The sequence below is a fragment of the Alistipes sp. i18-0019-D1 genome (assembly GCF_042852885.1).
Taxonomy (GTDB): domain Bacteria; phylum Bacteroidota; class Bacteroidia; order Bacteroidales; family Rikenellaceae; genus Alistipes.
Genome location: NZ_AP031424.1, coordinates 3,510,472 through 3,524,610, shown reverse-complemented (window position 1 = coordinate 3,524,610; position 14,139 = coordinate 3,510,472). Strand labels below are relative to the sequence as shown.

The 14,139-nt window shown below is 50.1% G+C and carries 15 protein-coding genes, 1 pseudogene and 1 riboswitch; of the genes and pseudogenes, 12 read left to right on the top strand and 4 right to left on the bottom strand.

Going from position 1 to position 14,139, the window contains the following annotated elements:
* Positions 1-299 precede the first annotated feature (299 nt).
* Positions 300-611 carry a hypothetical protein gene (locus ACGHP5_RS14655; protein WP_290534072.1) on the top strand — a complete coding sequence of 104 codons (312 nt, stop codon included), beginning with the start codon at positions 300-302 and terminating at the stop codon, positions 609-611.
* A gap of 187 nt (positions 612-798) precedes the next feature.
* On the opposite strand, the gene ACGHP5_RS14650 is transcribed toward ACGHP5_RS14655, so the two are convergent.
* Positions 799-1,215: a S24 family peptidase gene (locus ACGHP5_RS14650; RefSeq protein WP_390567435.1), complete on the bottom strand. Its 417-nt coding sequence runs from the start codon at positions 1,213-1,215 to the stop codon at positions 799-801.
* 275 nt (positions 1,216-1,490) lie between these two features.
* Between ACGHP5_RS14650 and ACGHP5_RS14645 the strand changes: the two are divergent.
* From ACGHP5_RS14645 to ACGHP5_RS14605, 9 genes and pseudogenes are all read left to right on the top strand, one after another.
* Positions 1,491-2,035 (top strand): annotated as a pseudogene (locus tag ACGHP5_RS14645) (relaxase/mobilization nuclease domain-containing protein); the annotation flags it as partial.
* Positions 2,036-2,171: 136 nt separating this feature from the next.
* Positions 2,172-2,414, top strand: coding sequence for a hypothetical protein (locus ACGHP5_RS14640; protein ID WP_290534070.1), 243 nt, complete (start codon positions 2,172-2,174; stop codon positions 2,412-2,414).
* 108 nt (positions 2,415-2,522) lie between these two features.
* A riboswitch (cobalamin riboswitch) is annotated at positions 2,523-2,736 on the top strand.
* A 181-nt stretch (positions 2,737-2,917) separates the two neighbouring features.
* A complete protein-coding gene (locus ACGHP5_RS14635) occupies positions 2,918-4,528 on the top strand; it encodes a PL29 family lyase N-terminal domain-containing protein (protein WP_390567433.1) in 1,611 nt (536 codons plus the stop codon).
* A 15-nt stretch (positions 4,529-4,543) separates the two neighbouring features.
* Positions 4,544-4,687 carry a DUF4465 domain-containing protein gene (locus tag ACGHP5_RS14630; RefSeq protein ID WP_390568449.1) on the top strand — a complete coding sequence of 48 codons (144 nt, stop codon included), beginning with the start codon at positions 4,544-4,546 and terminating at the stop codon, positions 4,685-4,687.
* 81 nt (positions 4,688-4,768) lie between these two features.
* Entirely contained in the window at positions 4,769-6,826 is a 2,058-nt protein-coding gene (locus ACGHP5_RS14625; RefSeq protein WP_390567431.1) for a TonB-dependent receptor, read from the top strand.
* Positions 6,823-7,998, top strand: coding sequence for a YncE family protein (locus ACGHP5_RS14620; RefSeq protein WP_147625837.1), 1,176 nt, complete (start codon positions 6,823-6,825; stop codon positions 7,996-7,998). Before ACGHP5_RS14625 ends, ACGHP5_RS14620 begins: the two co-directional genes overlap by 4 nt.
* A gap of 16 nt (positions 7,999-8,014) precedes the next feature.
* A complete protein-coding gene (locus ACGHP5_RS14615; RefSeq protein WP_390567428.1) occupies positions 8,015-9,589 on the top strand; it encodes a PKD domain-containing protein in 1,575 nt (524 codons plus the stop codon).
* 461 nt (positions 9,590-10,050) lie between these two features.
* The gene (locus ACGHP5_RS14610) at positions 10,051-10,413 is read left to right on the top strand and encodes a DUF2284 domain-containing protein (RefSeq protein ID WP_390567426.1); all 363 of its coding nucleotides are present in this window, start codon (positions 10,051-10,053) and stop codon (positions 10,411-10,413) included.
* Positions 10,414-10,498: 85 nt separating this feature from the next.
* Positions 10,499-11,419: a hypothetical protein gene (locus ACGHP5_RS14605; RefSeq protein WP_390567424.1), complete on the top strand. Its 921-nt coding sequence runs from the start codon at positions 10,499-10,501 to the stop codon at positions 11,417-11,419.
* A 120-nt stretch (positions 11,420-11,539) separates the two neighbouring features.
* Here ACGHP5_RS14605 and ACGHP5_RS14600 read toward each other — a convergent pair whose 3' ends face one another.
* The 3 genes from ACGHP5_RS14600 to ACGHP5_RS14590 all read right to left on the bottom strand — a co-directional run bounded on the left by ACGHP5_RS14600 (position 11,540) and on the right by ACGHP5_RS14590 (position 12,375).
* Positions 11,540-11,797 (bottom strand): HU family DNA-binding protein, encoded by a 258-nt coding sequence (locus ACGHP5_RS14600; protein WP_278961290.1) that lies wholly within the window; start codon positions 11,795-11,797, stop codon positions 11,540-11,542.
* A 37-nt stretch (positions 11,798-11,834) separates the two neighbouring features.
* Positions 11,835-12,068: a type II toxin-antitoxin system RelE/ParE family toxin gene (locus ACGHP5_RS14595; protein WP_278961287.1), complete on the bottom strand. Its 234-nt coding sequence runs from the start codon at positions 12,066-12,068 to the stop codon at positions 11,835-11,837.
* Positions 12,069-12,129: 61 nt separating this feature from the next.
* Positions 12,130-12,375 (bottom strand): type II toxin-antitoxin system ParD family antitoxin, encoded by a 246-nt coding sequence (locus ACGHP5_RS14590; RefSeq protein ID WP_278961286.1) that lies wholly within the window; start codon positions 12,373-12,375, stop codon positions 12,130-12,132.
* A gap of 362 nt (positions 12,376-12,737) precedes the next feature.
* On the opposite strand from ACGHP5_RS14590, the gene ACGHP5_RS14585 reads away from it, so the two are divergent.
* Positions 12,738-13,358: a hypothetical protein gene (locus ACGHP5_RS14585; protein ID WP_390567421.1), complete on the top strand. Its 621-nt coding sequence runs from the start codon at positions 12,738-12,740 to the stop codon at positions 13,356-13,358.
* A gap of 17 nt (positions 13,359-13,375) precedes the next feature.
* Complete coding sequence (locus ACGHP5_RS14580; protein WP_288822876.1) at positions 13,376-14,062, top strand: hypothetical protein; 687 nt, start codon at positions 13,376-13,378, stop codon at positions 14,060-14,062.
* The last annotated feature ends 77 nt before the right edge of the window (positions 14,063-14,139 follow it).

Sequence of the window (14,139 nt, the reverse complement as noted above, 5' to 3'; positions counted from 1 at the left end):
CGACGATCCCCGATGTCCTGATGCGGAATCCTTATGGGGTCTTTACGACAGACACGACGGGAACTCGATCCGACTGGAATCGTGCTCGACGGACCAGAAGAACTTCTCGAAAGGCCGGCGTTTGCCGGCGCAATACCGGTTCTGCCGGCTTTCGACCCGCGGCGAATTACGCGATTATATGGCCAACAGCATTTATTCGGAAATAAAGGGCTTTTCATGAAATGAGCAGAGACAATTATAATCCGTACCGGATAGTCGGCGCCAAAAAGATCGACGTATGGTTTTATGAAGAAGGCGATATGCGCAGAACGCATCATAACGTCTACGAGTTAATCATTCTGCCGCTGTACGGAGTCTGTGAAAACAGTTATCTGGATTACAGGCATCACTCCGACGAACTGCTCGAGCTCTTCATCCAGCCGCCCTATATCGAAGTTCCGCTCTGGCTGATGGTGATGACGGTCAAGAAAATGCCGCCTCACGAAGCCAACCGTTTCTTCGAACTGCTCCGGACGAAGATGGACCGCATATTCAGAAAATCGTCACACCCTCTGACGGCCGAGCAGCTCCTCAAACTGCTCGTCGAAGCACTGGCAGAGTTCATGTATTAGAAGAGTGACGCGACTCATTGCCGGAGGGGAGGCCGTTATCGGTCTCCCCTCTTTTTGCATGAAGCCCATGCGGCCTTGCGCTCAGAGTCCGGGCTTCTGCATTTCCGCGACCGGCTCTATGATGCCTTCGTCGCAAGGGTCTCCGTAGTTGAACTTCGGCCTGACGGGCCATGCCGTCATCTCCTTTTCAGGGTATACGGTCAGCAGAGCCGCGACGGCCTCTTCCGTAACGACGGATGGATCGAGCCAGCGCTTCGATATCGCCGTCGACCGAAAGCGTGTCGTCCGTTCCGCCACCGAGAAGCCATAGCTCGCGCCCCCGTTTACGGATATATTTCAGCATCCGTTCGCCGCAGACCTCGCAGAACGCGAGGTCCCCGGTGCGCGGTGCAAGCCGCGTGTCGAAAAGGATGCCGTCGCCCTGCTCCAGCTCCTCCTCGACCAAGTAGTAATCCCGAACGCGGGCATAGTATGTCGCACCCGGACTCAGTATGAGGACTTCGTTCAGGTCGATGCGGTCGCCGATATAGTCCGCGGCCGGCGACGGGAATCCCGCCGGAATGCCCTCGCTGACGTAGGGCAGCGGTTCGACGGTTGTCGTCATGAGACCGTATATATCGAAATGCGTATTCATCGGGCATAATTAAGGCGCAGGGGCATACGAGGGTGTCGGCACGCAATGCAGTCGGGCATCGTGTCGTCGTTTCGACAAATAGTTAAGCGGGGCTTTTGCCGGCTCTACCGGCTGTGTAGTGTGAAATTGCGTCGTTTCCTCGGTACTCCCTGCGGAGTTCGTTCGCAATACAAACGAAAATATCGTGCCTTTGTTGCATCGGCAAACGTAGTCCGAAATCCCGGATACTGGACGCCGAGGGCGTCATGTCCCCGGAAGTGAAGAACATGGTGCAGGACTTCAAATACCAGATCTTTCTCAACCCGCGGCTGAAAAACACCGCCGGGCATATCCTCCTCTCTTTTTCACCCAAGGGCGCTCCGCGCATGACCGACGCCCCGATGACGCAGATCGCAAAGGAGTACATGCAGAAGATGGGCATCACCGATACGCAATATCTTTTGGTGCGCCATCTCGACCGGCCCCATCCGCTCTGCCACCTGGTCTACAACAAGGTCGGAAATGACGGACAGACCATTTCGGACAAGAATATCAAGCTCCGCAACGCCGAGGTCTGCCAGGAGCTGACCGGGAAATACGGGCTGTATCCAGCGCCGGGAAAGACGACGTGCGGAGGGAGCGGCTATGCGAACCGGACAAGGCCAGATACGCAATCTACGATGCAATCAAACTGGACGGCAAATTATGGGAACAGGGTATCGGCATCCGCTATAAATATTGCGGAAATACTGACCTGAAACAAGGTGTTCTGTTCTCGAAAAACGGCTTCGAGTTCTCCGGTTCGAAGATCTGACAAACATTGTCAGTAAGGTTTTCGAGGATTTAATGTCGAGCGTGTAGGTGTGTCGATGCTCCTGCACGGGTAATGTATTTTCCTGCAAGGCGCATTCATCTACCGAATTTCAGAAAACAATCGGCTGTTGGCCGTGAACGACCTGAAATACCGTTATGTAAAGATGTGCGGGGGAATCGGAGAAAAGAAACTGACGGAATTGGAAGCAATATTCCGCGAAGACAAGCGCAAGGCCGTCCGCAATACGATTCGTAATCGGGTCGAACGGTATGAAACAGGCGTGAAACTTCGAGCCGATCAGTTGGAGCAGGCGACTATCAAGGAGCGCAAAGCGTATGAGCTACTCCAAGATGCAGGGCAATTGAGAAAAAAGTAATTATTCTTAAAAATCTCAAATTGGATAAGCATGATTCATAACTGTAAAATGCCCAAAATACAGGATTGCATTTTTTTGTATCGAAGATACCGAATTAAAAAATATTTGTATATTTGCCGTCGCAAAGGTTTCCGAATCGCCGATTGCGCGATGAGGAATGAAAAGGGAATGCAGTGAGAATCTGCGACAATACCCGTTGCTGTGAGTTCCTGCCCCGGACATGGGGCGCAAAAGGTTTTACAATCTTTGCCACTGGCCGCAAGGCTGGGAAGGCGTAAAACCGGAACAAGTCAGAAGACCTGCCGATGCCTTTATAAGATTTGCAACCTGCGGGTGTACGGGTGAAAATCAAAACTGCGATTTCCCCTGCATCCGGCATTCCGGTCTAATACGAGGCTTCCGACAGCCTTGCCAAGGTGTAAATCCGTTTTGAATTTCTGTTGTGCCGTATCCCGAAAGGATACGGTTGATTTTTTATTTGTCAAACTTAAAATACAACAGGAATGAAAAAACTATTTACCCTTTTGGCAATCGCCCTGTTCGGCGTTGCGATGTGGAGCTGCTCGTATGACGACGACGATTTGTGGAAGGCGGTCGATGACCTCGATTCGCGCATGGAAGCTATGGAGCAGGCCATGAAGAGTGCTAACACCGATATCGATGCACTCCAAAAACTGGTCGATGCTTTACAAAAGAATGTAACTGTGACCTCCGTCATCAAAAATAATGACGGATACACAATTACATTCTCCAATGGTGAAACCGCCACGATCACCAACGGAAAAAATGGAATTGATGCTCCCGCTGTCTCGGTGAAAAAAGATGGCGACGGCCTTTATTACTGGACGCTCGATGGCGATTTCATACTGGTCGACGGCGAAAAGATCAAGGCGCAGGGTGAGGACGGCGCCCCCGGACAGAATGCCGTGTCCCCGAAATTGCGTATCAATACCGAAACCAAGGAGTGGGAAATGTCGATCGACAATGGTACTACATGGACTTCGATGGGTGTCAGGGCTGAAGGAACGGATGGCGATTCGATGTTCGAGTCGGTGGATACGGTCTCGAACCCCGGTATGGCGGTCTTTACGCTTGTCGACGGCGGAAAACTCGAAATTCCCATGCAAGGTGCGTTGAATCTCGCGATTTCCGCAAAGAGAGGCATATTCGTTTACGATGAGACGCAGACCTTTACGATCGAGAGCAAGGGTGTCGAACGGATGACATGGACTAAACCCGACGGATGGAAAGTTTCGGTCGAAGGCAATGTACTGACGGTTGTAGCGCCGGCCAAAGCGAACAGCTATGCAGAAACGGAGGGTGTGATCGCCTTGATCGGAATGGCCGGGAATTTCTCGTGCATGGCAGAACTGACAGTAAGTGCGGCGGATACGCATAGCTATACAATTACCTTCGAGGGTAGCGACTGGGCCAAATGGGTCGCCTGCAACTATAACCCCGGAAAATATTCAACGACACAATTAGGGAGTCCAGACGATTATGCCTGGGTCGATGAAACCACGCAGCTCACTACTGGCCGTCCTACCGGCTTCATGAACGGATGGGGCTATCCTTGGTTCGTATGCTCCTATAATTCCAATTCGCTGGATCAGAGTAAATATGGCAGTTATTTATACGATCTGTATGTGTACAATCCCGACGGAGTAGAGGATAGTATGACAGGCGGAGGCCGCAATGGTTCCGATAATTTCCTGACGACATTCGGCTATTTGGATTTTGACTTTCCTTACGGTGATGGACGTCCCATTCTCGAATTTGCCGACAATAAAGCACGGACGATCCGAAGTCTGTACGTCAATTCGACCTGCTATTTCTACTCGGTTGCCACCTCCGGCAACGGACTGTCGCCCGAACTGACCAAAGACGTAACCTTCTACGCTACGGGGTTCGATGCCGACGGCAACGAAATCAAAACCATTACGATGATTTTCGCTACGCCCGAGGCCATCACGAAAACATGGACGAAATGGGATCTTTCCGAACTGGGGCCGATCGTTTCGCTTCGGCTGAACCAGGCTGGCGGCGCCGATAACGGTTACGGTTACTCGCTGCCTGCCTATTATGCAGTGGATGACATTACCGTCGAGTGGTAGCGTCGCTGCTGCGTCATCGACTGGCAGAAATGGAATCTTTCCGAACCCGGAAAAGTCAGTCGCATCGAATTCAACGTCACAGGCGACAGCGATAACGGTTATGGGTTCAGCCAGCCGGCATATTTTGCGTGGGACGATCTGGCGGTGAGGTTCGAATAACCGGCCCTCATTTGCGACAACACCCGGAGTGCCGGGGTAAGAAAATCCCGGCACTCCTTAATTAACAAGCGCTATCACGAAGTGAAAAGAATATCGGTAATTTCAGTACTGTACATCTTTCTCGCCTTCGGCACTACCAATGCTCAAGAGGCCGAAAAAGGTCAAATCCCGGATTCGGTCCGGGTTTTGGCCATTGACGAGGTGACGGTGCTCGGAAAGCAGAACAAGGCGATTGTCCCGGCACAGATCCTCTCCGGCGAGAAGCTGCAAAGGCTCAACTCACACTCCGTATCGGATGCGTTGCGCTATTTTTCCGGTGTGCAGATAAAGGATTACGGAGGTATCGGGGGATTGAAAACCGTCAACATCCGTAGTATGGGCAGCCAGCACGTGGGGGTATTCTACGACGGCATACAGATCGGCAATGCCCAGAACGGGACGGTGGACCTCGGTAAATTTTCGCTCGACAACATGGAATTGGTATCCGTTTATAACGGCCAGAAAAGCGACATATTCCAGTCCGCACGCGACTTCGCCTCGGCGAGTGCGGTATATATGGTGACGCGCAGACCTGCTTTCGAGAGCGGGCGCAGAAACCGTTTCAATGTGAAACTCAAAGGCGGTTCCTTCGACCTTATCAACGCTTCCGCCCTTTGGGAGCACCGAATCAGCGAAAACCTTTCGTCGTCGGCCAATATCGAATACCTGAACACATCGGGCAAATACAAATTTCGCTACCATAAGGACGGCGGCTATGACACCACCGAAGTCAGGCGCAACGGGGATGTCTGGTTTTTTCGCGCCGAGGCTGCTCTTTTCGGCAAGGTAAAGCGCGGAGAATGGCAGGCGAAAGGATATTTCTACAACTCCGAGCGGGGCTATCCCGGTGCAGCCGTAAAAAAGGATTACGGTATTTCATTGCTGAACGAAGACCGGCAGAAAGACCGTAATTTTTTCTTTCAGGGCTCCTTAAGGCAAGAGGTGACGGATTTCTACAGCTATAAAATCCAAGCCAAATACGCCAACGACTATATGAATTACGTCATGCCGCCCGAAAGTACCGTACAACCGATGGATAATCACTATTGGCAGCAGGAGGTCTATGTTACGGCAGCCAATCTGTTCGCTTTCACCCCGTGGTGGACAGCGAATTTGTCCGCGGATTTCCAATGGAACAAACTCGATGCGGACGGCACCGATATGTTCAATGCGCATTTCATCGAACCGAGGCGTTATACGTTGCTGGGAGCCATAGCCACATCGGTCAACCTCAAACGATTCAGCATGCAGGCAAGCCTGCTTTACACATATGTACATGACCGGAGCGCTCGGAGGATGGAAACCGCGCCTGATAAAAACATATTCTCTCCCACGGTAGTCGCATCGTACCGTCCGTTTGAAAAGATCGGTCTCGATATAAGAGCCTTTTATAAAGAGATATTCCGGATGCCGACCTTCAACGACCTCTATTATGTGCAATTGGGTAACCGGCTTCTGAGGCCGGAATACGCCACCCAATACAATGTGGGAGTTGTCTACTCCAAACAATTCGGCAAAGGAGTGCTGTCGTCGCTCAATCTTACGGTGGATGCCTATTACAACGAGGTAAAAGACAAGATAATCGCCACCCCGACCTCCAACCAGCTCGTCTGGACGATGGTCAACCTCGGGTATGTGGAGATACGCGGCGTGGATGTGACGTTCAATCCCTGTTTCAATATAGGCGGCGTGGCATTGGACGCCCGGTTGAGTTATACCTATCAGAAGGCGCAGGACTTCACCAAGGAGAAGGATGAAGGTTGGGAGGAAACCGTTATGGACGGATACGGCGACCAGATACCCTACATTCCGTGGCACAGCGGCTCCGCGATTCTCAACGCCTCCTATCGAAAGTGGGATTTCAATTACAGTTTTATCTACACGGGCGAGCGGTATATGCTCGGGAACAATACTCCGGCCAATTACATCCAGCCGTGGTACACGCACGACATGTCGCTGTCGCGGAATTTTCCATTCAAACACGCTCAGCTTCGTATCACCGCGGAGGTGAATAACATTTTCAACCAGCAATACGAAGTGGTTAAATGGTATCCCATGCCGGGAACCAATTTCAAGATTATTCTAAGTCTTACATTATGATGAAAGGGTTTTATTTAAAATGGCTTGCAGTCTCCATCGGCGTTCTCACACTTGCGGCTTCCTGCCGCAAGGATGACCCGGTGTTGCCCTCCGAGCCGACCTTGGTGAATCCGTGGGAACAGGTTACTGGCGATATATACGGATTTTTCCTGCTCAACGAAGGCAATATGGGTACGAATCAGGCTTCGCTCGACTATTATGACTATGAGACAGGCGTCTACACGCGAAATATTTACGGCGAACGCAACCCGTATGAAGTAAAAGACCTCGGCGACGTGGGAAACGACATTCAAATCTACGGCGACAAACTCTGGGCGGTTATCAATTGTTCCAATTATGTCGAGGTGATGGATGTCAATACGGCCAAACATATCACCAAAATAGCTATCCCCAATTGCCGTTACCTAGCATTCAAAGGCAAATACGCCTATGTGAGCGCCTACGCAGGTCCCGTGCAGATAGCTCCGGACGCCCGGATCGGGTATGTAGCAAAAATCGATACGGCCAGTCTTCAGGTCGTCGATGAGTGCATCGTAGGTTATCAGCCCGAAGAGATGGCCATCGTGGGCGATAAACTCTATGTCGCCAATTCCGGCGGTTACCGTGTTCCGAATTACGACCGTACCGTGTCGGTTATCGACCTGAAAACTTTTACGGAAGAGAAAAAAATAGACGTCGCTATCAACCTTCACCGGATACAGCCGGACAATTACGGCAACCTGTATGTTTCTTCCCGCGGAGACTATTATGAAATCCCTTCCAAAACATTCATAATCGACACCTCGACGGACGAGGTTGCATACGAGTTCGAAGACCTGCCCAACACACATATGACCCTATGTCGGGATTCGCTGTTCCTGTACAGTACCGAATGGAGTTATATAACGAACGATTGGACGGTATCCTACGCCATCGTAAACACGCGCACACGGGAGATCGTTACGCGCAACTTTATCAAAGACGGCACAGAAAAGCGGATCCAGACACCTTATGGAATTGCCGTCAACCCGAACACCGGAGAGTTTCTGGTTACCGACGCCAAAGACTACGTCCGAGCCGGAACCCTGCACTGCTTCGGGCCGGACGGCATACGAAAATGGTCGATAAGCACGGGGAACATCCCGGCACATATCGTATTCACCCGTAAAAAATTACAACCGCTGGAAGAGTAACTTAACACACTTGAATATGAAAAAAAATTACACGCGAATCGTTTTACTGCTTCTGTCGGCGTTACTTCCGGTCGGATTTCTTGCCGGGTGCAGCGACGCTGATAACGGAGACCGCGGTTACCTCCTTAAAAAGGAAGATATCTCCGTAAACCGGCCCGACGGGGGATTTGAGGCTTTGGTCAACCAGCCTTTCCGGATTGAAGTGAAAAGCGTCTCGGACGAGGGCGTTTCCTATGAATGGTCCCTCGGCGATTCGAAAATAGCCGATTCGAAGAATCTGGAATACACCTTCACTTCGTTGGGAACATTCACCCTGACGCTGCATGCCAGCCAGGGAACGACCGTCTTCGACTATGATTTCGAGGTCATAGTAACCACCGATTATCTACTCAAACAGGAAGATATAACCGTCGAAGAGCCGGAAGGCGGATTCAGGGCCAAGGTCGACCAACTGTTTCGGATAGAAGTAAGCAGCGTGTCCGACGACGGTGTTTCTTACTTATGGTTCGAGGATGAGGAGCCTGTCGCACAAACCAAGAATCTCGAGCACATGTTTTCACATGGCGGCGCTATCGGTTTGACATTAACAGTATCGCAAGGGGATATCACCTTTAATTATTATTTCACTGTTTTTGTCGAATACGCTCCTATCGACCCGCCTGCGGAAGGGTCGAATCCCTACATCACCAAGGTCTTCGACTACATGCCGGCAGTCGGGCAATTTACCAATACGCTGCCGCTGTACGAGGAGGGGGATACGCAGGAGACAATGAATCAGAAAGTGCTGGACGCCATAGGCAATAATAAGCGCGGAATGATCACCCTCGGCGGATTCGGCGGCTATGTGACGGTCGGTTTCGACCACACGATCCAGAATGTCGAAGGATTGCGAGACTTCCGGGTTTTAGGCAATGCCTTTTATGCAAATGCCAATCCCAATCCGGATGCTCCAGAGGGCGGAAGCTGTGAGCCCGGGGTGATCATGGTGGCCTATGATCCCGACAATCTCGGGCCGGACAACGTACAATGGTATGAAATACAGGGCAGCGCCCACGCAGATCCGACCAAGGAACCGTGGTATGAAATGGCGAAGGTCAATGGCAACGATGTAAACATTTACTTCGATTACCGGATAACCTACTACCGCCCCGACAGCGAACCGGCATCGAGAGACGAATGGGATACTTATATAAAATGGGAGGATAATCAGGGAAATTCCGGCTACAAAGTGAAAAACCAGTACCACTCACAACCGTATTATCCGCTTTGGGCCGGAAATACGCTGACGTTTACAGGTACATGTCTGCCCCAGAATGCCATTGACGAGAGCGGTTCGGGAACCTATTTCGTTCTTTACAAATTCCGCTACGGCTATGCGGACAATGAAATCAACAGCTATGACGATTCGTCGATAGATATAAGTTGGGCTGTCGATGCGAGCGGAAACAAAGTCAACCTGCCGGGAGTCGATTATATAAAAATATATACCGGAGTCAACCAGGAGAACGGTTGGCTTGGGGAATGTTCGACCGAAATAATGGGTGTGGAAGACCTGCATTTGCTCAAAGAGGAAATACACACAAGGCGATAAAGACCGAAATAACAGGCAATTCAAGTTTTCTGAACTTCGAAAACTCATTTCGATTTACAAATAGTCAATCGGCGGCGGGTCCTTTGATCGCGGTGAACCATTGCAAACATTCCTGCATTTAAATCCCGCCGCCGTTCTTTCATAGCAGCAATTCGAGAGCGGAGTCTTTAGAGATTGGTAAAAAGTTGTCTGCCATACAACGATTTATCTCTGACTCTCGAGTTGTTGCTATTTTTTGGAGAGAGTGGCCAGAGTGGGGAAAATGCGGGGAAAACAGACAAAATAAAAATCGCTTAATTCGCTATTATCAGCAAATTAAGCGATTTTTCCTGTACCCGGAGTCGAATAAGACGACGTGTGACGGGGGCAGCAGCGTGAACCGGACAAGACCGGATACGGACAACGAAATTATCGCAGGGGGGGGGCACGATTGCTCGAAAAACTGCAACGGTATACGGCGAGTGGACCAACGCCACCGGCCGGTACAAATCCGCTGCCGCCGCCGCAACACGCTGGGCGAGATCGCCTACGACACGACGGCCTACCGACAGAACTGCGACATCAACGCCACGCGCATGGAGGCCGGGCTTCACGGAAAACCGGCCGACGGACAATGGACCGTGCGTGCGACGGACGAGCGCTCACCTGTCGGAAGCTGTTTTTATCGCCCGAAGGGAACCTGCACGCGCGCTGAGGGAAAACCCTGCCGTCATCCCGATTTGGTAAGGCCGTCGCCCGAAGCGTGTGGATTCGACATCGTACGCACGGCCTCCGAACTGTTCGGCATCGAACTGAAATGGGGCAAGGAGGGACTGCTGTTATGACAAGTCACCTCAGAAAATTGGCATTAACCGCGTATAAAATCCCGGATATTTCTTATATTTATAGCTCTGCATATTTCATAGCGTCATGAAACTGAGTATAGAATATCTGCCGAATAATCGGAGCGACGATGAAGGACTGAATATACTGCGTCAGATCAGCGATTCACTCCAATCCGTAGAAACGGAGTTCGTATGCCGAATCTCGGATGCTGCATTTGTCATTGCAGCGACCTACGACAATTATACCCGGCTCCGTCCCGTACTCAAAGAGATGAATTGGGTTCGAACGGAATCTTACAATCCTTTGCTCTCGGCAACCGAGGGAATCCGTATGTTCTGCGGCCTGACGTCATGGACGGAGCTGGACTGCTGGATATGCAACACGGACCGCGCGGAGTGGTTCAAACAAGCCATAGAGAACGAACTGCAAAGCGGCTGCTACCGGGCAGTCGTCCCCTTACCGGTACGCTTCAAACATCGTTTTCAGATAGATTGTTATGATTGTTACGCACTGGATGACTACACCGCCACTCATGGAATCCATCCTATGACCGACTACGATATATTTATCTATCGCTTCAAGGACAGTAAACACTTTGCAAGACCGTGGGAAACGGTACGGCTGGTGGAGCAGGCACTGCGGCGGGAGCAAAATCTTGCCGACAAGCTAACCGATGCTGTTTTAACCGTCATACCCGCTTCCACGTTCTGGGAGAATCAACGTCGTTTCCAGACATTTTGCAGATTGCTGTGTGAAACGACTGGCTTGGAAAACGGGTTCGATGCAATCGAAATAACCCGTTCCAGAGCTTCCATGCGGGGAATACGTTATAAAAGTAAAATAGAAAACTTACGCATACATTACAACCGGTTTCGGGAACGTCATGTGTTTCTGTTCGACGACGTATGTAATACAGGCACCGGATTCAATCAACTGGCCGACGCGTTGGTCCGATACGGGGATGCCTCTTCGGTGACTGGAATATTTTTAGGTAGGAATACCTAAAACTTAGGGCTGTCTAACAAGTCATAGACAGCCCATTTTATTCATGCGGCTATTCGAGAACTTTTCCGAATGCGCGATTATCAGGCGGTTAAAGAAACTTATCGAAAAATATTTCTATATTTATTTCAGCAGACGTAAAAATTCGGGCGATGCTTTGAACGCCGGAATATCGTGCGCCGGGATTTTGAGCGTCGTATTCTTTGTGATATTACGCGCCGTCTTTTCCCTACGGTGTTTGATAAGAAATGTTCCGAAGCCGCGCAAGAAAACATTTTCCTTACGAATCTGCGCGGCGCGCACCTCTTCCATAAAACCCTCCATGACAGCTGATACGGTCGTGGCCTCGACACCTGTTTCCCTGGCGATTTGTTTAACGATTTCTTGTTTTGTCGTAGATGCTTATTTTTTAATGTTTTTAATCTGCGAATCGGTTGCTAAGGTCCATCCGTTCGTGAAGTATACGCACGACCTCTATCCCTTTATCGCCCGCAATGCGATAAAAGACGATGTGTTTGTTGACCTTGAATCCGAAAATATCTGCTCCGAGTTCCTTGTATTCCCGACCGAACAACACGGGATTGCCTGCCAACTTACGGCAGGAGGCGATCAATAACCTGTAATAGGTATCCGCCTGTCGTTCCGACCACATATCCGCCGTATAGTCCCAGATGTCGGAAAGGTCTTCGACCGCTTTGCGGGTAAACCGTATTTCAGCCGTTCGTCCGCTTCGCTTTCAGGGTTTTCAGATGCTCCTCCGGGTCGAATCCTTCGGTCACGCCGCTGTCGATTCCTTCGCGGATAGCAGCCTTCAGTTCCGTCAGACGGCTTTCGTTCTCTTCCAAAAGCCGCAAGCCGGCCCGGATAACCTCGCTGGCGTTGTTATAACGCCCCTGTGCGATTTTTGCCTTGATGAAATCCTCGAAATAAACCCCGAGAGCTACCGATGTCGTTTTCATAGTTGTTCAGTCTTTACGCAAAATTACCAATATTTAATAATAAAACAAAATCCCGGCCGAATTTATTGTGTCCGGCCGATACGTATTGAAAAACAGATTTATCTCTTCCGGCACCATTTTATGGAGGCTCGTTCTCGTCTTCCATTTCTGACATCCAGAAACATCCGCAATGCTTACAATACCTTGTCCATAAACAATTCATACATCATGTATTCAAATTCAGGATAAGCTGCAATCCAATATACATTCCGTTCCAACAACTGCATATTGCGTTGTGGTTTTTGTTGCCATGATGATAAAATGAATAATCTACGAAAAAATTCTTAAATTGCATCCCGATATCAATCCATGTCATAGCAACCATGAAACGTTTTCTACTGACACTGTTTCTATTTGTCGCAACAGCGCCCTTACTTGCAGCATCCCTCGTTGAAGGACGCATCTATATGAAAAACGGCTCGGTCGTAGAATGTACGGGGAACGACAGGTTGAAAATGCCCAAAAAAAACGGCAAATTAAAAGTATTTCAAGATGCTTTCCGGAAAACTAAAGCCAAAGAGATATTGTCGCCCGGAGATATAGATTCGGTGATCTGCTGGCATGCCAAAAGTCCGGAACACACACGCAAATTCCTCTTCGCGGAAAAACCCGGATGGATGTGGGTTTACGTTGAGACTCCATATATAAAAGCCTGCATATATTCGAAAAAAGGGTACGGCATCAATACCAACGGCGGTATACAGGTCTGGCAACGACGCAGATGGTTCAGCCGTTCGCGGGCAGCCTATTTCCTGCAAAAACAAGGCGACAGAGGATTCCGGAATGTCGGCAGTGCATACCGACGGTCCAAGGACACATTCCGCAAACGCATAGCCTGCTACATAGACGACGATCCCACGCTGGCCGAGCGCATACGCCAATCCAACGCCTATCGGGATAAAACGATCCTTATGCTGCATGACTACAATCCGACCAGACATTAACCCTAATATCAAAGCACATGAAACAGTTTTTACTTTTCGCTGCCACCATGTTCATCATGTTAGGCACGACGGATCGGGCGGAAGCCAAGAAACCCCAGGATCAGGAATTCCGCCGCGTAGTGGTAACCCTTAAATCGGGAGAGAAGATCGACGGCTACCTGCATCGTGGCTGGCACGCCGAATCATCATTTATGAAAAAGGAGAACTATTCGTTCAAACTTGCCAAGACCCCCGAAGACAAAGAGAAGGTCAAATACACCGCCGATGATGTGGAAAGCGTCGAATACGTCGAAAAGACCGAGGCCAATCCCGACGGTATCCGCTGGGAAGCACTCGACATCGCCTCGCCCGGCCTTTCGGATCGCAACCGCACGTTTCGCCGCATGGTGTGCCTGAATAAGGCCGGACAAAACGCCACAGCTTACTGGTGGAAAATATGGACGACAGAGCGAGTGGGCAATCAAGACCGCCGGGTGCTGAAAACCATGTACGGTATCCGGTTTCATAATGATCCCGACAAGATCGTCTATCCGTATATGCTGGTCAGCTCCGTGCTGATGGACAAAAAGTATCCGGGGCTGAAAGATTTCTGCAAAAAATGGTTCAAGGGGCCTGAAGGGAAAGAGCATAAAAAGGAGGCTAAGGAGAACGATGCCTGGATACTCGATATGTATGATGCATATCTGCAAAAACAGCAGGAATAGGATGCTGACGAAAATGACAACACGATCATATGCCTGAATTTTCATATTTCCGGTTTTGTGGAAAAAACGAAAATTCA